The organism is Shewanella sp. SR44-4, assembly GCF_014163715.1.
Taxonomy (GTDB): domain Bacteria; phylum Pseudomonadota; class Gammaproteobacteria; order Enterobacterales; family Shewanellaceae; genus Shewanella.
In genome coordinates, this window is sequence record NZ_JACJDU010000001.1 from 1 (window position 1) to 20,185 (window position 20,185).

The window sequence follows — 20,185 nt, forward strand, 5'->3', positions numbered from 1 at the left end:
TCTTCAACAGACTCATGAACTAATTCAAGCTCTTGCTCAAACATAAAAAATCCCCACCAGAATACTGGTAGGGATTATCTTTCATCTGCAAGATCGGTCAAGTGCCCTTAAACGATCGGCATTGCATCAAAGATGGGCGTTTTTTTATGGATAACCAAAAAGTTTGCTAGGCGCTTATTTATGGATGATGCTTTTGTTACGGCCTTCTTGCTTAGCGACATATAAGGCTTTATCTGCACCCGATAACCAGGTTGAGCTATTATCTATTTCAGAATCTAAATCGTTAATGCCCAGACTCACCGTGACTCTAATGAGGCGGTTTTCGAATGCGACTTCCGATGCTTCAATGCGCTTTCTTAATCGTTCGGTAAAGTTGAGAGCTTCTTCTGCGGTTGTCTTAGATAGCACCACTCCAAACTCTTCTCCGCCATATCGGCCTGCACAGTCAGTGTCACGTAATGCTTGCTTTAACAAATAGGCAATATGTTGGATCACTTTATCACCGGCAGGGTGACCATATTCATCGTTAATGCGCTTGAAATTATCAATATCAATCATCACCAATGATGCCGCATCGCCATAACGTGAATAACGATCGAATTCTTTTTCCATGCAACTTTGCCAATGGCGACGGTTATGCAAAAGGGTTAAACCATCGGTTTGACTGAGTTGTTCAAGTTGCTCATTAGCGGCTTTAAGTTGCAGTTTATTAACCGCAATATCGGTCACATCATAGATAATAATGCTGATATGAGTGATTTGCCCTGTTAACGAAGCTAATGGCAGTAAGGTAATATTTTGGTACATAAAATCGGCTCGGCCAGTCACTGGACGATAGTTTTTAAACTGAAATACGTATGGACGCTGTTCCCAACTAATAAAGGTGCGATTTTTAAGTAAAAAAACCGACTCCATTTTATGTTTTAGCCACGTGGCGGGTAAGTCGGGAAACTTTTCAAATAGATTACTACCTTTAATAGAATTGGGTGAGACACCGCTGTGGTTTTCCATAAAACCGTTCCAAAGTTGGATGTTATAGTCGCGATCGAGCACAACTAAACCAACCTCAATGGTTTGCACCATATCGATTAGCCAGTGGAGTTCGTTCATCGCACTTTGATCATTTGACATAAAAAGTATCCAACATTAGTCGAGTAAATAGCCAAGTTTGTAGTTCAGCGTAGGAATTGAGTCTTCAGTAAATAGCAGCAGAAGATCACATTCAATATTGTAATCTTCTATTCGATAGTTAATTTCCATCGCGAGAGTGCGCTGCCATTTGTCAGAGTTGTCGTGAATGAGCTCGTTGACACTGCAGTGTCTGCCAAGCACTACTGGATGGGTCTGACTGAATTTCATGTCGAGTTGTTCAGAAATACCATTTAAAAAAGCGCCAATGAGCACATTACCAGTGTCCATCATTACTTCTATTTCAGTACCAATATCATTTGGATTTTCTAATCCCATTAACTTGGCCATATCTTCAAAACTAGAATCATGGAACAGTAATAACGCTTCACCTGCGATACCTGCACCAATAAATCCTTGGCAAAGCCCAGAGACTGTTGAGTTTCGTTCGGTGGCTTTTAAGGCCATCGTTAATTCGCTGACTTCAAGCACATTAACGTTAGGAATAGGCAGTAGTACAAATACATCCAGAAGCTTAGCGAGCAAGTCAGCGGCTCTGCCCATGGCGACGTTGGCTATTTCTTGACATGCATCACGCATGTCAACTTTCATCATTGGCGTTTCTTCAGCTTTATTACCCTGGGTAAGAGTCAAAATACCGTACTCTTGCAGAATATGGCTAATAGCCTCTGCACTAACGGGTTTTTGAATAAAGTCGAGGGCACCTAATGCTTTGACTCGTTCATGAGCCTTAATTTGAATATCACCTGACACCACAATAATCAGTGCCGGTAAATCTTGTTGTTGTACCGCTTGAAGTACTTCGTAACCATCCATGACTGGCATGTTGAGATCGAGAAACACAATCTCACCTTTACCTGCGCGAATAACTTCAAGGCCTTCAGCGCCATTGGTGGCGTAGCTAATTTCAACGTCCCAATCTTTGGGGAGAGTTCTTGCCATTTGTTTTCTGGCGAGCGCAGAATCGTCGCATATTAATATTGGAATGGTCATTGTTGCTGGTCTTCCTTATTTCGCCTTTAGGGGAAAAAAACTCGTTAATGCAACTGCGAGTGGTGCGAGGCGGATAGTTATTATTATAAGACTATTTACAGCGATTTTTTGTTCGTTAGATCATTATACTTATTTGCTTACAATATTGATAACTTAGTTTTAACATTTAATTAAGTTTGTAACATTTATGTGGCCGTTGCCACAAAGTCATCAATGTCATATCAATCAGGTGTTACATGTTATGTAAAAACATGAAGATTAGATGGTTATGCTTATATTGATAATATATCAGGCTAACACTCAATGAAATTTTGTTCAAAATAACGTGTGGCAATATTTTGACCAGTGCCGATTATTTGTCATGTTATTACTATTCGCCAGATAGTCCAGATATGTTAGTCTAAAAACTGGACTGACCAGTAACAGGGTGTTTCATGGAAAGAGAGTTGATTAAGTTGACGGTAGATAATGGCATTGCCCATGTTTGCTTAAATAGACCCAGTAAAATTAATGCGCTTAATGTTGAAATGTTTACTGCGATTGATAACGTAATTAAACAACTCCGTGGCGATAAACGAGTTAATGCGGTTATTTTATCGGGTGCGGAAGGTAACTTTTGTTCAGGCTTGGATGTGAAAAGTGTCGCGAGTTCACCTACAAGTGCATTAAAGCTTTTATTCAAGTGGTTGCCTGGTAATGCAAATTTAGCCCAACGTGTGTCGTTGGGATGGCAGCGTTTGCCTGTTCCTGTTATTGCGGTTCTAGAAGGCTGTTGCTACGGCGGTGGGACTCAAATTGCATTGGGTGCTGACATTCGTATTGCGACGCCAAGCTGTAAGTTGTCGATAATGGAAGCAAAGTGGGGACTTGTGCCAGATATGGCTGGTTTGGTGGCATTAAGGCAAATTATGCCCAAAGACAAAGCGTTGATGTTGACCTATACCGCGGATATTTTAACTGCCGAGCAAGCGCTTGAGCTAGGCTTGGTGACTCAAATAAGTGATAACGCTTATGAGTGTGCCACGTTATTAGCCCAAAAAATCATCCGCACTTCCCCGGATGCTAATGCTGCGATTAAACGCAGCATCAATCAAAGTTGGACCGCTTCAGTGCGCAGCCTATTAGCCCGAGAATCACTAAGCCAAATAAGGTTGTTGCTGGGTAAAAACCGCGTGATTGCTGCGATTAGACAAACTAAAAATCCTGATAAAGCCTATCGTTCTCGTCAATCTTGGTGGTAATAATCTGTTTTCGCTAATGCTCTATTTTTAGTCATGGCTACGCTGAATTTACTATCTTCCGATAACGGTTCTGGAAAAGCCTTCTATTTGATCGAGGGCTTCTTCCCAGCCACTCGGGCTGCTTAAGTCCAAGCTCATTTGGTATTGGCGATAATACTTAGCAGGTTTCACTTGATTGTAGTTGAGGCGGGTAGGTGCTTGTTCAATTGAATTCGGATGTGCATCGGCGGATTGAATATCAAGGATCGGGATCGACATGGTGACTAATTGTTCGGCGATCGATTTACGCTGACTTTGCGGATCAATTAAATACTCAAATTCGCGATAAGCGTTGACGATGACTAGCACATCAGGGATGGGAATTTTTTTGTCATAAAGCAGATTCGTGACCATGCCGGCCGTGTCATCAATAACAATTAGAATCTTGCCGCCAGGAAATAAACTGGTGGTTGAGGTTAATTGGTTCAGGGCTTCATTGAGATTACTTTGCTGAAAGTTACGTAATTCAAGCAATTGAGACGACTCATACTTTGGGATACTTTTATTGCTGGTTAATTGCAGTTGTTCGGTGCCTGCTTTAGTGATTTCTTCTGGTTTTGTTGCATAGTTAGGCCGATATAGCCCTTTTGCTGGGGTTAAGCTAATACTTGCCCAACCGCGGGCATTAATATTGGTTCGTAAGTAGCTGGCTAAGCCGGCAGCATCAGCATCGGTGTCCGACGCAGCAATAATCATCGCTGAACCAAAGTGTTTTTTACTCTGCCAAGACCTTACAAGCACTTCAGTTTGTTTACCGTCAATAGTGATAAATTTGATTTCATCGGTAGGTAAGTAGCCGTAAGGTTGCTGTGCCTTTGCGCCAGGCGCTGCCAGTAATATGCTTATCGTTACGATTAATAACCGACTAAATTGTCCTAGTTGCACCATAACCTCGAGCGAATAACACCATAATGCGGTTAGCTTAATGTATAACCGCGAATAAAAACAATGCCCTGATATACAGGGCATTGGTTACACGACATGATTTATACAACATTATTTAATGCTAGTTAGCCGTTATACGTGGCTGACAAGTACCATACGTATTGCATCAAGCTGTAATTGACTGTTATCCATGTAGCCCGTTATCTCGGTCATTTGATTACGAATATATTCTAGCTCGTCTTCACGAATGTTCGGATTTACGGCTTTTAGGGCTTCAAGTCTTTCCAGCTCGCCTGTGAGTTGTTGAGTCATTTTAGCGCGAGCATTCACTACTAGCTGCTTAAGCGACTCTTTTGCATACTCTTCACCTTTGGCCAATAACGGATGTAAAATAGGCTGTGAGGCATTAACAAGCTTGCTAGCGATGTGACGGTTTACCGCACTTAGCTGTTTGTCAAAACTGGCATAGTCCACTTTATCTGCCATGTTAAGACCATTTTTATCCAATAACACCCGGATAGGTGTCGGTGGTAAATAACGGTATAACTGAGTCGATTTTGGGGCAGAGGCATCAGCCATGTAAATTAATTCTAAAAACAGCGTCCCCGCGGGAAGCGCTTTATTCTTTAGAATTGCCACACTGGTGGTGCCCGTTTCTGAGCCGGTGATTAAATCTAAGCCGGTTTGTACTAAAGGATGCTCTTGGGTGATAAATGCAATGTCATCACGAGACAAAGCGGTTTCACGATCAAACGTCACCGTAATACCGTCTTCATTCAGCCCAGGATAAGTAGGGAACATCATGTGCTCACTCGGGCGTAAAATGATTGAGTTTTCACCGCGATCTTCTTGATCGACACCAATAATATCCCATAAACGAATGACCGAACCGATGAGATGAGTATCGTTATCGCTGTCTGATAAACGCTTAATTAATGCATTGGCACGCTCGCCACCGTGAGAGTTTATCTCTAGCAATTTATCGCGGCCTTGCTCCATTGCCTGTTTAAGCTCTTTATAACGATGCTGGGTGTGATTCAGCAATTGAGTCATCTGATCTTCATCATCGTCGCAAAGTACGTTAATCAGTTCATCGGCAAATTCGTTAAACAACACATGACCGCTCGGGCAGGTGAGTTCGAATGCATTTAATCCTTGATCATACCAACGCATCAATCTTTCTTGAGCGGTATCGCGCAAGTAAGGCAAATGAATTTGGATATCGTTTTGTTGCCCAATACGATCTAAGCGGCCAATACGTTGCTCTAACAAATCAGGATTAAGCGGCAAATCAAACAAAATCAAATGGCTAGCAAACTGGAAGTTACGCCCTTCGGAGCCTATTTCAGAACAAATTAATGCTTGGGCGCCGCCGTCTTCTTGAGCAAAGTAAGCGCCGGCTTTATCGCGTTCGATAATCGACATATCTTCATGGAATACCGTAGCTTGAATACCTTCGCGGGTTCGCAGCGCTTCTTCAAGGCTTAATGCAGTTTCAGCCTGGCTAGCAATAATCAGTACTTTTTTACTGCGATGCGATTTTAGGAACTCAATTAACCAGTCTACCCGTGGATCAAACTTCCACCAGCTGGCACTGTCATTTTCAAAGGCCTGGTAAAGCTTCTCAGGGCTTAATGCTTGTGCTGCTTTAGCCAGTGGCTGCTTGGCACTGCCCATCATGGCGTTAACGCGTTCAGCGGTCACGTACTGCGCAGGCATCTCATATGGATAAGCATTAAATATACGCTTTGGAAAGCCTTTTACTGATGCGCGACTGTTACGATAAAGTACGCGGCCAGTGCCATGGCGGTCGAGCAATTCTTGGAGCAATTCTTGACGTGCTGCTTGCTGTGATTCTGCATCAACCTCTTTTGACTGGATCAAACGAATGCTTGGCTCGATGTCTTTCTCGCTAAGCAACTCAGTTAAGCTGTTAATGGCACTGTCGGGTAATTTTTTATCCTGACTTAATGCTTCAGCTGCTTCTGCCACATCTTTGTAGCTTGCTTCTTCAGCTAAGAAAGCATCGTAATCATAAAAACGATCTGGATCGAGCAAACGTAAACGAGCAAAGTGGCTTTGATGACCGAGTTGATCAGGGGTCGCGGTAAGGAGTAATACACCAGGGACCACTTCACTTAACGCTTCGACGATTTTATAAGCGCGACTAGGGGCATCTTCTGACCATTCTAAATGGTGAGCTTCATCGACAACCATTAAGTCCCAATCAGCGTCTACAGCTTGTTCAAGACGCTTTTTCTTGCGCAGTAAATCAAGTGAACAAATAATTAACTGCTCGGTATAAAACGGATTGTCATTATCGGCATAAGCTTCTACGCAGCGATCTTCATCAAATACTGAAAAGCGTAAATTAAAGCGGCGCAGCATTTCAACTAACCACTGGTGACGAAGTGTGTCCGGGACTATGACTAAAATACGTTCAGCACGACCAGTGAGTAATTGCTGATGAATAATTAAGCCAGCTTCAATGGTTTTACCTAAACCGACTTCATCGGCCAGTAATACGCGTGGAGCGTAACGGCTACCCACTTCATGAGCAATCCACTGCTGATGTGCAATTAAGCCTACGCGTGGGCCTTGTTGACCGAGTAAATCTGAGCTGGCTAATTTGTGGCGCAATAACTGACATTGATAACGCACCCCAAAACGTTCTAGGCGGTCAATTTGTCCGGCGAATAAACGATCTTGTGGTTTATTAAAGCGAATATTATGGCTTAGCATGGTCTCACGAAGACTGACTTTTTCTTGAGTCTCGCTATGAATACCATGATAAATCACCAATTGGTTTTTTTCTTCAAGCTCTTCAATGGTGATACTCCAACCTTCACCGCTTTCGACAGTGTCACCTGGGTTAAAAATAACTCGGGTTAAGGGAGCTTCACTGCGAGAAAACATCCGGTTTTCTCCAGTGGCAGGGAATAGCAGCGTAACCATGCGGCCTTCAACTTGAACGACTGTTCCTAATCCGAGTTCTGACTCGGTATCACTTATCCAGCGTTGACCTAAGGCAAACGGCATCTTTTACTCTCATTTATTGCGTGAAACAAAAAAGGGGGCGTATGTTAAACCAAACCCATCCAGATTGAAATTTTAGCATTGATTTATCGTTTAGATGTTCATTTTTACACCATCTTGACATGTTAGCGTCACATTGACGTCATAGTGTGAAGCAAAGGCGATGATGATGACATTGAGTTTTTACCCGACAAGTGACATATTTTATTAAGGCAGCATTGCTCATGGCAATGACCTGTTTTCAATAGAGACTTTAATTATCCCTTTAATGTTATACGTTTAGTTAAGTTAAGTGATACTGATATCTATTCATTGAGAGCACTCTGGAGGCACCATGCAACGAAACGACAAAAAGTTGTTTGTACTGGATACCAACGTGTTACTGCATGAACCTTTAGCGATATATTCGTTTAAGGAACATGACGTAGTTATTCCCATGACAGTGTTAGAAGAGCTCGACAGTATAAAGGACCGCAAACGAGATGTGAGTCGTGATGCACGAGTGGCTATACGTGCATTAGAAGATATTCTTGGTGGTCCCACGACCCCAGAGCAAATTTTAAAAGGCGTTGCATTGCCTACTCGCGAAGAACATTCTCAAGTTTCTGGTCATTTATCGATTTTCCCAGATCATCAAGTCGAGTTTATTATCGGCTCGCTGCCTGGAGACAATAACGATAACCGCATTATCAACACCGCCCTGCATTTACAAAAAATCCATTTTCCCCGCACTGTCGTGTTAGTCACTAAAGACATTAACATGCGCTTAAAAGCCAAAGGTGCAGGTATTGAGCGCGTAGAAGATTACCGCAGCGATCAGTTGATTGATGATGTGCGTTTTCTCGCCAAAGGCTTTTATCAATTCTCTGGGGATTTTTGGCAAAATGTCGATAAAGTCTCCACCGAACGTAGAGGGTTGCATACGGTTCACCAAGTACCATTGGAACATCTTGGTAATGAAAACTTTTATCTTAACCAGTATTTAATCGATGAAAGCTCGGATTTTTGTGGTCGAGTAGTCAGTAAAACCGATAAACATTTAGAGATGATCGATCGCGGCCGTGATCGCTTATTACATCATGAAGCATGGGGAATTAATCCTAAAAATATTTACCAAGGTATGGCGCTAGATGCTTTGCTAGATCCTGATATTGAACTGATTATTCTGACGGGGCCAGCAGGTTGCGGTAAGACGCTATTGGCGATGGCCGCGGCATTAGAATTGGTAGTTGAACGTAAGTTATATGACAAAATTATCGTCACCCGTAATACCCCTGAAATTGCTGAATCGATAGGTTTTTTACCTGGCAGCGAAGAAGAGAAAATGACCCCTTGGCTTGCCGCAATTACCGATACGCTTGAAGTGCTCCATAAAAATGATGTAAACCCAGCTGGTAGCGTTAATTACATAATGGAAAAAGCCAATATTCAGTTTAAGTCGATTAACTTTATGCGTGGCCGCTCTATTCAAAACTCGGTGGTTATTTTAGATGAATGTCAAAACCTAACCGCGTCACAAATTAAAACCATGATCACTCGTATGGGCGAAGGCACTAAACTGATTTGTAGTGGTAATTTAGCCCAAATTGACTCGACGTATTTAACACCGGTTACATCAGGATTAACTTACATAGTCGAACGTTTTAAAGACTTTGAAGGCAGCGCCAATATTTATCTTAATGGTGTCGTACGGTCTCGTTTAGCGGAGTTTGCAGAGGAGCATTTGTAACGGCTTAACTTGCTAAGGAAATCACTTTATTAATCATGGTTATATCCTGTCTATATACATAAGGTTACACAAGATAACCTTATGTATTTTCAATCGCCTACAATATGCCTTAATATTTGTAGTCTGTATTACTTGCAGGTTGGACAAGTATCTCTGGAGCCATTAATACATGTGCTTGAGCTTATCTTCCTGATATCATAATCATTACTGTTATAACTGCCGTTTTTGGTGTTATTCGTTCGACAGCGGGTCTTTTTTTTACGCTGTATCAAGGGTGGTTAATGAAACCGACTGAGCCAGATTTACAACTAAAATCTCCTATTCAACGTAATTATAACCGAGCGGTGTTCTACACCTATATCGGGGTGATTGTGATGGCTTTGCTGACCGCTGGCATTATGTTTGAACGTCAAAAAGAGCAGCAAATTCAACAGCGAGAAGAACAAGTTGCCCGTCATGTTATGCAAATCGACTTATTGCTTGAGTCGAGCATTCGTGCGGTGAAAAGTTTGCGTGATGTGGCGGTGGACCATTTACGTTTGGGGGAGTTTGTTCGTAAAGAGCGCTTACCAGAGTATGAAAAATTTAACGAAGATGGCCAGTATTTCACCTTAGAACCTAATTATGCCAACAGCGGCGTGCCGTTTACCAATATGGGACGCATTACGGGTGCTGGTTCATTAGATGATCGTAGCGAGAGCTTTTATCAAGAGCTTGAAATGCTGTTTGAACTGTCATTATCCTTCCCAGTCGCGAAAGAAGCAGCGCCTAAAGCTTCGTCGATTTATTATATTTCTAAGCGTCGGATGATGTCATTTTATCCATGGGAAAATAATGACTTACGCTTTAGGGATGAGCTGCTCAATAAGAAACAATTTCAATTAGCGACACCTTCAATGAACCCACAACGGAGTGTGTTTTGGAGTGAGGCATACATCGACTCGACGAATCAGGGCTTAATTACTACGCTTGGGTTACCCGTGTACCTTGAAGATGAGTTTATTGGTTCGATTAACCTCGACATGACGTTATCATCGTTAGATAAACAAATTCGCACCTATTTTAAAATGCCAGGCACGGTGATTCTGCTTGACCAGCAAAATAATATTTTATCTCACAGTGATTTTGACTCCAGTGAAATGAATAAGGTTTATCACATAAGCCAGCGAATTCCGGCAGAGTTACATTCATTATCGGAATCTGAGCTATTTGATGCCCACGAAGGCATATTGCGAAACGGTTATTATATTCATAGTGTGGCACTGCATAACGCGCCATGGCGATTACTGTATTTGCAAGATGAAGATGATTTATTTAAAGATTCTTGGGACAAGCTGCAACTGAGTTTTCTGTTAGTGGTATTGGCTTTGTCGCTGCTGGTTACCATAGTGCATTGGCAAACTCGCCGAGCATTCGTTAGCCCTGCTTCACGTTTGTTAACCCATTTAGAAGCATGTTCACAAACGCCTATCCGTCCGCCAGAGAAAATTACCCGTGGTTGGGAGCCATGGTTTGCGCTAGTGAGTCGTATTTTTGAAGAAAACCGTCAGTATACTCATCATCTTGCCGAACAAAACAAACGTCTTGATAACTTAGTTGCTAGGCGCACTCAGCGTTTACGTGAAACAACAGAGCGCCGTGAGCGAGAGTTTGCACTGTTACGATCATTGATCGATTCGATCCCTGAAGCGATCGTGTTTAAAGACAAAGAAGGCAAATACTTAGGCTGTAATAAGTCAGCTGAAAGAATGCTGGGTTATACCGAAAATGAGATTATAGGCTTAACGTCATCAGAAGTGGTGAGCCCAGAGCAAGGCTTGCGCATTGGTGAAGAAGACAACAAAGTACTGACTCAGCAACATTCCTTGCGTTACCAAGAACGAGTCAATATTGAAGGTAAACCGGTATTACTCGATACCTTTAAATTGCCGTTTTACAATCGCCGTGGCGATCTATTAGGTTTGATCTCTGTTTGGCGCGATATTACCCGTGAATATGAAGCTGCTGAACAGTTACGTATGTCTGAGCAACGTTATCATCTTGCTATGGATGCGGTAGAAGATGGCCTGTGGGATTGGTACATTGATTCTGAACAGATTATTTGTAATCCGGCTTTTTATTCTATGTTGGGTTATCAAGCTAATGAGTTTCCACCGTTACTCGAATCAATCGATGAGTTGTATCATCCTGACGATCGTGAACGGGTCCAAGAGTACCGCTCTCAATATGTGCGCGATCCGGTTGGCACTTATGAAATCGAATTTAGAATGCGCGGTAAAAATGACCAGTACTACTGGGTGTTATCCCGTGGTCGAGCGGTTGAGTTTTCCGAGGATGGTTGTAGTAAGCGGATGCTAGGTACTCATAAAGACATTACCCGCCAGAAGAGTAACGAAGTCGCCTTGCTTGAAGCAAAACAAGACGCCGAGTTAGCCAACATGTACAAGAGCGAATTTTTGGCCAACATGAGTCACGAAATTCGGACACCTATGAACGCGATTATTGGGATGTTGCAGTTAGCACAACGCACTAGCTTGACCGTGCAGCAACAAGATTATCTTAATAAAGCCGGTTTTTCTGCCCAATCGTTACTGCGAATTATTAATGACATTTTAGATTTTTCTAAAATTGAAGCCGGCAAATTAGAATTAGAAAGAGTCGCGTTTCCGCTGGATAAAGTGCTTGATCATGTTATTGATATTAATGCGCTTAAAGCGCAAGAAAAAGGCGTTGAATTACTGCTATATGCGCCTGTTACCGCAGGGCTTATTTTGTATGGCGATCCACTGCGTTTAGGCCAGGTCATCGTTAATTTATTGTCTAATGCGGTCAAATTTACCCAAACCGGTGAAGTTGAGCTGGGTTGTGAAGATGTGGGTGAGCGTGACGACCGTATTACCATGAAGTTCTGGGTACGCGATAGCGGTATTGGGATCAGTAAAGATCAACAAGCAATGCTGTTTGATGCATTCTCACAAGCCGATGGTTCAACCACACGTAAATATGGTGGCACAGGCTTAGGGTTATCTATCAGTAAACATTTAGTGTCGATGATGGGTGGTACCATGCAAGTTGAGTCCGAGCTGGGCGCTGGCAGTACTTTTAGTTTTACCATTAGCTTTGAAATTGCCGAAGAACAAGTGATCGAGCCGCTGGTGGTGCCAGAACAGTTAAATAACCTGACAACGCTGGTGGTTGACGACAACCCAAGTGCATTACAAATTTATTCGACATTGATGACCGACTTTAGCTTTGGTGTAAACACGGCTGACAGTGGTCAAAAAGCACTGGATATATTGCGTAAAAAACCAGTCGATTTATTGTTGTTGGATTGGATGATGCCTGAAATGAACGGCTGTGATGTTATTAAGGCGATAGATGAAATGGTCGCAGATGGTAGCTTAGCAAAGCGTCCTATTATTATCTTAATGACCGCTTATGCTGCTGAACCGTTAGACCATGAGCTGCAAAAAAATTCTGTTTATGCAGTGTTACAAAAACCGTTTAAGGCCTCGGCGTTATTTGATGAAATTATTAATGCCTTTGCCAAAGAACCCAAGCTAAATGCAATGCCGGTTATTATTGAAGCAGAACCCGCTAAAGCATCTGGCTTAGTATTGTTGGTTGAGGATAACTTTATTAACCAACAAGTGGCATCTGAATTACTCAAAAGTGCTGGTTATGAAGTTGTGATAGCTGACAATGGCCAAGTGGCATTAGATGTGATTGATTCTAAACCATTTGATGCAGTGTTAATGGATATTCAAATGCCGGTAATGGATGGATTAACTGCCACCGCCGAATTACGCAAACGTTATAGCAAACAACAAATGCCCATTATTGCCATGACGGCGCACGCAATGTCGGGTGATAAAGAAAAAAGTTTAGCAGCAGGCATGAATGCGCATATCACTAAGCCGATTGTGCTTACTGAATTATTTGAAACCTTATCTCATTGGATTACATATAAACATAATCATAAAGACGATTAGTATTTTTGAAGATAGGATATAAACGACAGGGAGATTAATTATGGTCCGCCGAAGTATTTCATTGGCGCTGTTGCTGGCAATCACACCAGCAACATTACTTTCTAACGCAGCAATGGCTGCCAGCGACTCAGCCCAAAAAATAATTAATAATGCTGAAGTGGCAAAAGGCTTTATCAATCTATTTTATGATGCCAAATCCGCACAGCTTTATTTACAAGCGAATAAGCTCAATCAACCCTTTCTATTGCTGACCAGTTTACCTCATGGTGTTGGTTCAAATGATATCGGTTTAGACCGTGGCCAGCTAGGCCAAACCCGAATGGTACAATTTGAACAGCATGGTCCTTATGTTGTGCTCAAGCAGCTTAATACCTATTTTCGCGCCTCCAGTGATAACGTTGCTGAGCGTCAAGCGGTCACACAAGCTTTTGCTGAATCGATTTTATGGCGCGGTAAATTAGTAGAAGGTAAAACGGCATTAGTCGCGATTAATGACCTAGTGATTAATGATTTGCATGGGGTGTCGGATGTATTAACGGCAACTAAGCAAGGTCTGTACAGCTTAGACAGCAGCCGCTCAGTGATATTGCCGCAAAAGATTAAATCGTTTGAACGTAATGCTGATATTGATGTTAATTTAACCTTTAAAGCCAGCAAAGCAGGCAAGCAAGTTGAGCAAGTTACTCCAGACGGTAAATTGTTGTCTGTTCAAGTGCGCTATTCCTTTGTGCAACTCCCTGATGTGGGTTATCAACCTCGTCGTTATCATCCCATGAGCGGTTATTTATCTGATGAATATGCCGATTATTCTACCGCAGTTGATCAACCACTGACTCAACGCCATTTACTGCGCCACAGATTAGAAAAAGTTACTCCGGGTGATGCTCCCAGTAAAGTGGTTAAACCTATTATTTATTACCTCGACCCAGGTGTACCTGAGCCTATTCGCAGTGCGTTATTGGAAGGTGCACGTTGGTGGGAAAGTGCATTTACTGATGCCGGTTTCATTGACGGCTTTAAAGTTGAATTGTTGCCAGAAGGTGCAGACCCTCAAGACGTGCGCTATAACATGATTCAATGGGTGCATCGCGCCACAAGAGGTTGGTCATATGGGGCAGCAGTAACCGACCCTCGTAGCGGTGAAATCATTAAAGGTAATGTCACGCTTGGCAGCTTAAGAGTACGTCAAGATCATCTTATTGCTCGAGGGCTAACGGCTGGTTGGCCTGATCGTAAAGCCGCTGCTGATGCCTCCATGGCATTGTCGCTTGCCCGTATTCGCCAGTTAGCAGCGCATGAAGTGGGCCATACCCTAGGGCTTGACCATAACTTTGCTGCATCAACAAACGATAATGCTTCGGTAATGGATTATCCGCATCCGTACGTGAGTATTCAAGACGATAAAATTAATATTGCCACGCCTTACACCGAAGGAATTGGTGAGTGGGACAAATACACCATCGCTTATGGTTATGGAGGCCTTACGCAGACCGAGTCTTTGTTAACGTCGACCCTAACTAAAGGCTTTCGATATATTGGGGAAGCAGACTCTCGTAGTGCCAGCGCCAGTAATGCATACGCCAGTTTATGGGATCGTGGTAACGATGCGGTAGCAGAGTTAGTACGTTTAGAAACAGTGCGTCGTAAAGCGATGGATGACTTTAACTCAGATGCTTTATTAGCCGGTGAACCTCATGGCGAATTAGCCGATGTATTTGTGCCCATATATTTGCTCACGCGTTATCAAATAGAAGCCGCAGCAAAGTGGATTGGCGGGACGGATTACAGTTATCAGCAAGTAGGTTCTGGCGTACGTTGGAATTATATTCGGCCTAAAATGCAACTTGCTGCGCTCGATGCATTATTGGCGAGTTTGCAAACCGAGAGCTTGTTAGTACCAAGTAATGTGTTGCAAGCGTTAGTGCCAAAAGCCGGTAATTATCGAAAAACTCGTGAAAGCTTTGGATCAAACTTAGGCGTGATAACTGATCCTGTGGCGATGGCAGAAGTGTTGAGCCGTCACATTGTGGCGCAATTATTAACCCCTGAACGTTTAAACCGTGTCAGTCAGGCCTATATGGAAGACAGTCAGCAACTGTCGGTGGTTCAATTAATCGATAAGCTTGCGGGTGCCAGTTTGTATCAAGACTTACCGAGTGGCCAGGGCCTAGCGATGCAAATGCGCGTCAATACAGTGGTGATTGATAGTTTGTTAGCAACGTACCATAGCCCTAAAACAGCGCCCGAAGTCAAAGCACAGTTAGCCGCAAGAGTTGATTATATTATTAAGCAACTTAAACGCCGCGGTAACCGTGGCAGCGATTATCAATCGGCGCATTACGATTGGCTGTTTCAAGGTATAACGAAAGGCATGACCGATCCTACTTATCGATTAATCACCAAGCCGGTGGACTTGCCTCCTGGCTCGCCAATTTAAGTGTTGGCTAATAGTGTTGGGTGAGAGTGTTGAGTGATAGTGTTGAGTGATGTATAGCGGACAATACGCGACCTCTATTGGGGTCGCGTATTGCTTTGCATCACCGCAACAGCATGATGATAGTGTTTGGAGTATGGCTATTTTGTTTGCGGTAAAGTGGCTTCTGCAACGATGACTTTAGGGTTTCTAGGGTAGAAATCATCTGCTTTACGATCGATATGGCTAAATTGGCGAGTGTTTTTATAGGGCAGTTTCATAAAACCTGAAATGCCATGACCTTGAATTTTATTTGCGTGAGTCATAATTCGATCTAAACAGGCTCGAAATGCCGCCTGTTTTCGTGGATTTAATAAACGTAAGTAACTGTGGATTTTTAAATGGTTTGGTAGCGCTTCAAAAATAATACAGCCAGTATGGTGGATTTGATTTAACCACCCCAGTTCGGTCATGATTTCTGCTGGCAGTTCCAAGTTTTCTTCCGGATCTTTACCGTCTTCAAAGTATGAGTGCAGCCGAGATTTATCTTCTAAGGTGGGCACATCACCGACCTCAAACGGCATTTGCAGTTCACCGGTTATTTTATATTGGTGCTCGGTACTTTTTCGCTCAAGGTGTAAGGTGTCTTTGGCATTAAAGAAGCAAGCCTTGAACACTCCAATCCGCTTAATTCCTCGCGCCATGGTGACCATATTATTTACTGCTAACACTAACGGCGCTTTACTGTCGGGATCGTAAATAGCTAAATTGGAGTCGATAAACACCCCAGACTCTTGCCAATGGATCACCAAACCGCCAACGATTGGATACTGTGCTAAACGGCCTACTGCGGCAATAAAGCCTTTTTCGGTATCGGCCATACCCACCATAAAATTGCGATAGTATTTTTCTAATTGCACATCATCCATTTTGGCAATGGGATCTAGAGTATTGTGCTCTTTCAAAAACGATTTACGCGAGCTGTAACTTACGGTTTCGACGGCTTTAGATCGCGGTTGAGCCCACACCGGAATGTCGGGTGCTAGCGGAGGTGACGATAATATCGGCAAATGCATTCGATGGCTGTGGCGCAGGCTTTTGAGAAAGTAATCACCCGCAAGATTGCGCTGTTCAACATCATCACTGAGCATTGCATCGAGTGTTTTTGCCAGTTCGATAGGTAATCCTATGCTGGTGGCTGGAATGATTTTTGTGCCGAAACGGCTAATTTGTCCTGATGCGAGTGCATATAAGGTTGCAGCAGCGCCTTGCTCGTCGAATCGAGGCGTAGATAACGCACCGCTCAGTTGTTCGTCACCAATAAAATACACATCGCCCATGCGCGCGTTAGTGTGCTGTTGGTCGCTTGATAGTAAGGACATGACATTGTCATCAACCGCGCGGCCGTGTTCATCTCGCTGAGCAAATACCGCAGATCCCCAATCGATTAAGGACAATTTGTCGGTTTCACTATCATAAACCAAGTTAGATGGCTTAATATCGCCATGCACTAAAGGCTTACCCTTACGCAGATAATATAAAATATTGGCTAATTGTCTCGCAATACTGACGATAATTACCGGCGGTAAAGCCCCTAATCTCTGGCAAATTTTGTCGAGATCTTCTCCTTGAGCCCGTTCCATTACTAAAATGCCTTGCTTACCGACCCGTTCGAATTTTATCGCCCCAGGTATATTGGGGTGTTTTACTTGGCTAAGCATATAGGCTTCTTCTTCAAGCCTATCTTGGACGCTTTGGGGTAAATTTACCCTTGAGAATTTAAACACATGTGATTGGCTAAACTCATTGATACCCGCAAATACAAAGCCATAGGCCCCCTTACCAATAAATTCAATTTGCTGATATCCCAATTTACTCAGCTGTTGCTTACACAAGCGGATCCAGGCCTTATGCTTGCGTGCATCATTGGCGCTGAGCAGATAGATGGACTGCTCTTCATTGATATAAAAGTGTTGCAGCTGCGGTGTTTGCAAAGGTAAGCCTCCTTTTTAAGTCCATTAAACCTTGATTAACCTTACTGCGGCAAGTGCTTCTTATTGAAAACAACAGATTGTATCCAAACATCCACGCAGTCTATTTAAACATGGCGGTTCTTTGACTCAATACCGCACAGTATTTTCTGTGAGCAAGGATTTTTAATTGTAAAAGGCCGCTTCCTATCTAAAAAATTATGATAAGTAAACCTTGACCTATATCAAATCAAAATCAATCAACACTCGGTACTATGGCTGTACTAGTTAATCAACGTTTTTGTGAGAGGTTATATGCATAATATAAATAAAGCTGATTTAATTCAGCTATTTAATTTTCCTCGGCAGCGAATTTTACAATCAATGGAAGTCACCCATTGTCCCCATGCAGTGTTTTTTAATCAAAGTGATGAGCAATGCATAACCTGTCATCAGGGGGAGGAGTGTTTATGGATTAATCATAACGATGAAATGGTTGCGCTTGAGATGAAGTCGGTTGACCAATTAAAGCAACAATTATTAATAGCGGTCGATTACATTGACTCAAATTTAAGCCCACACCACATGTCGCGCAGAAAGTGCCAATGTGAAAACTGTCGTTGGTTAAGGCAAGTACAAATGACACTAGACGGTAAAGCTTAGGCAGTTGAATGCCAAATCATTAAGGGAGGTTGCATCCTTTTTTTTTAGTCTTTAAAGTAGCCAGCATCTCATTAGCAACTTGACTGAAGAATAGCATCATGGAACCCAGCTTTTGGCATGAAAAATGGCAGTTACAACAAATTGGTTTTCACCAAAACCAAGTGAACCCTTTTTTAGTAAAATATTGGTCGCATATTGGTTTGAATGAAAACACTGAGGTATTCGTTCCTCTATGTGGTAAATCATTGGATATGTTTTATTTGGCCGAGCAGCGCCATACTGTGCTGGGATGTGAACTCAATACCCTCGCAGTTGAACAATTTTTTACCGACAATGATCTTACTTATCAAGTTAATCCTACCGACGAACATGTAGTCTTTTCTGCCGATCAAGTCACCTTATATCAAGGGGATATTTTTACTCTACCCAAAAGTGCAACAGCGTCGATTAGTGGTTTTTACGATCGTGCTGCCCTGATTGCGTGGCCAGAAGAAATGCGCCAACAGTATGTTAAAGCACTCGCTGCGCTTATACCGGCGAATGTAAGTGGCTTATTAATTACCCTAGATTACCTACAAGATACTCTAAAAGGGCCGCCATTTGCAGTTAGTCCAGATTGGGTTAAAAGCTATTTAACGCCATATTTTGATGTTGAATTATTGGAGTGTGTTGATGTACTGGCTGACAATCCGAGGTTTATGAATAAACACGTGCCTTGGCTTAATGAAGCTGTTTATAAGTTGACCCGAAAATCATAAACAGACCCTAAAACCTACCTATAACATCGGTAGGTTTTTTTATAACAGGCTAAGTCGGCTGTTTTCTGTAGACTAGCAAATGAATAATCAAAGGATCCGCAATGAACTTCAGTGATAAACCTGACCGCACATCGTCAAAAGCCCATAAATGGGAAAAATACAAAGGTACAGATATATTGCCTATGTGGATTGCTGATACTGAGTTTCGCTGTGCTGAGCCTATTTTGTCTGCCTTACATCAGCGCATTGATGATGGCCTGTTCGGTTATACCTTACCTGCTCACGATACCGATGCCAGTGAGGCCGTTGTGGCGTGGTGTCAACGTCAATATAACTGGAAGATTGATCCTAGTTGGCTAGTGTGGACTCCGGGTGTGGTGCCTGCATTTAATGTGGCTATTCAAGCTTATTGCCAAGCAGGTGATACAGTTATCGTACAAACACCCAATTATCCTCCGATATTGGCTGCACCGGCAATTAATAATCTCAAGCGAACTTGTATCGGCTCGATAGAAGTGGATGGTCGCTGGACACTCGATTTTGATGCCTTGGAAGAGGCTGCTGCGGATCCTAAAGCCAGCTTATTTATTATGTGTAATCCAATGAATCCGCTTGGAACAGTCTTAAACCAAGCAGAACTCGACACAATTGCAGCAATATGCAGAAAACATGGCGTCATGCTGTGCTCGGATGAAATACACTGTGATTTAATTTTAGATGACGTGCCACATTTACCCGCCAGTGCGCACCCAGAATTGGCTGAGCATTCAGTGACATTAATGGCCGCCAGTAAAACCTTCAATATCGCGGGATTAGGTACGTCTTTCGCTATTATTCCAAACGAAAAATTAAGAGTAGCATTCAACCATGCAGCCCGCGGCAGGTTACCATCGGTAACAGTCATAGGTCTTACCGCCACTAATGCAGCCTTCAGGCATTGCGATGAGTGGCATCAACAACAAGTGGCGTATTTAACTGAAAATCGTGATTATCTAGTGACTGAAATCAACAAAATCGACGGTTTAAAAGCTATCTCACCCGCGGCGACTTTTTTACTGTGGGTTGATGCCAGCGGTTTACAAGTCCCCGATACGCAAGCCTGGTGTGAAGCCAAAGGTGTCGGCCCATCAGCGGGCAGAGACTTTGGTGATAAAGACTGTTTTCGCTTGAACTTCGGCTGTTCACGAGATTACTTAGTCGAAGCAATTAAAAAACTGCAGGGCAGAGACGTTTAACCACCGGCAAAACTTTTTTTTACGGGTAATATCAATATAAAGTAAAAAAATTGACCCTTTATCCAGTAGTTAATCGTATGAA

Annotated in this window: 12 protein-coding genes; 7 read left to right on the forward strand and 5 right to left on the reverse strand. The window is 42.8% G+C overall.

Annotated elements, in window-relative coordinates; translation table 11 throughout:
- Window positions 1-174: 174 nt before the first annotated feature.
- Window positions 175-1,131 (reverse strand): sensor domain-containing diguanylate cyclase, encoded by a 957-nt coding sequence (locus H5125_RS00005; RefSeq protein ID WP_162023916.1) that lies wholly within the window; start codon window positions 1,129-1,131, stop codon window positions 175-177.
- Window positions 1,132-1,146: 15 nt separating this feature from the next.
- Window positions 1,147-2,142, reverse strand: coding sequence for a response regulator (locus H5125_RS00010; RefSeq protein ID WP_101085144.1), 996 nt, complete (start codon window positions 2,140-2,142; stop codon window positions 1,147-1,149).
- 434 nt (window positions 2,143-2,576) lie between these two features.
- Here H5125_RS00010 and H5125_RS00015 point away from each other — a divergent pair, with 434 nt between their 5' ends.
- Window positions 2,577-3,383 (forward strand): crotonase/enoyl-CoA hydratase family protein, encoded by an 807-nt coding sequence (locus H5125_RS00015; protein ID WP_182743089.1) that lies wholly within the window; start codon window positions 2,577-2,579, stop codon window positions 3,381-3,383.
- A gap of 51 nt (window positions 3,384-3,434) precedes the next feature.
- Here the strand turns inward: H5125_RS00015 and H5125_RS00020 are convergent, their stop codons facing one another.
- Window positions 3,435-4,310: an alpha/beta hydrolase family protein gene (locus tag H5125_RS00020; RefSeq protein WP_243756324.1), complete on the reverse strand. Its 876-nt coding sequence runs from the start codon at window positions 4,308-4,310 to the stop codon at window positions 3,435-3,437.
- Between the two features lie 129 nt (window positions 4,311-4,439).
- A complete protein-coding gene (rapA, locus tag H5125_RS00025; RefSeq protein WP_182743093.1) occupies window positions 4,440-7,346 on the reverse strand; it encodes an RNA polymerase-associated protein RapA in 2,907 nt (968 codons plus the stop codon).
- A 331-nt stretch (window positions 7,347-7,677) separates the two neighbouring features.
- On the opposite strand from rapA, the gene H5125_RS00030 reads away from it, so the two are divergent.
- From H5125_RS00030 to H5125_RS00040, 3 genes are all read left to right on the forward strand, one after another.
- Window positions 7,678-9,072 carry a PhoH family protein gene (locus tag H5125_RS00030; protein WP_182743095.1) on the forward strand — a complete coding sequence of 465 codons (1,395 nt, stop codon included), beginning with the start codon at window positions 7,678-7,680 and terminating at the stop codon, window positions 9,070-9,072.
- Window positions 9,073-9,353: 281 nt separating this feature from the next.
- Entirely contained in the window at window positions 9,354-13,064 is a 3,711-nt protein-coding gene (locus tag H5125_RS00035; RefSeq protein WP_182743097.1) for a response regulator, read from the forward strand.
- A 40-nt stretch (window positions 13,065-13,104) separates the two neighbouring features.
- The gene (locus tag H5125_RS00040; protein ID WP_182743099.1) at window positions 13,105-15,501 is read left to right on the forward strand and encodes a zinc-dependent metalloprotease; all 2,397 of its coding nucleotides are present in this window, start codon (window positions 13,105-13,107) and stop codon (window positions 15,499-15,501) included.
- 137 nt (window positions 15,502-15,638) lie between these two features.
- Here H5125_RS00040 and H5125_RS00045 read toward each other — a convergent pair whose 3' ends face one another.
- Complete coding sequence (locus H5125_RS00045; protein ID WP_182743101.1) at window positions 15,639-17,471, reverse strand: protein kinase domain-containing protein; 1,833 nt, start codon at window positions 17,469-17,471, stop codon at window positions 15,639-15,641.
- A 291-nt stretch (window positions 17,472-17,762) separates the two neighbouring features.
- On the opposite strand from H5125_RS00045, the gene H5125_RS00050 reads away from it, so the two are divergent.
- The 3 genes from H5125_RS00050 (at window position 17,763) to H5125_RS00060 (ending at window position 20,103) form a co-directional block, all read left to right on the forward strand.
- Complete coding sequence (locus H5125_RS00050) at window positions 17,763-18,110, forward strand: hypothetical protein (RefSeq protein WP_101085154.1); 348 nt, start codon at window positions 17,763-17,765, stop codon at window positions 18,108-18,110.
- A 98-nt stretch (window positions 18,111-18,208) separates the two neighbouring features.
- Window positions 18,209-18,868 carry a thiopurine S-methyltransferase gene (locus tag H5125_RS00055; RefSeq protein WP_182743103.1) on the forward strand — a complete coding sequence of 220 codons (660 nt, stop codon included), beginning with the start codon at window positions 18,209-18,211 and terminating at the stop codon, window positions 18,866-18,868.
- 101 nt (window positions 18,869-18,969) lie between these two features.
- A complete protein-coding gene (locus tag H5125_RS00060; protein WP_182743105.1) occupies window positions 18,970-20,103 on the forward strand; it encodes a MalY/PatB family protein in 1,134 nt (377 codons plus the stop codon).
- The last annotated feature ends 82 nt before the right edge of the window (window positions 20,104-20,185 follow it).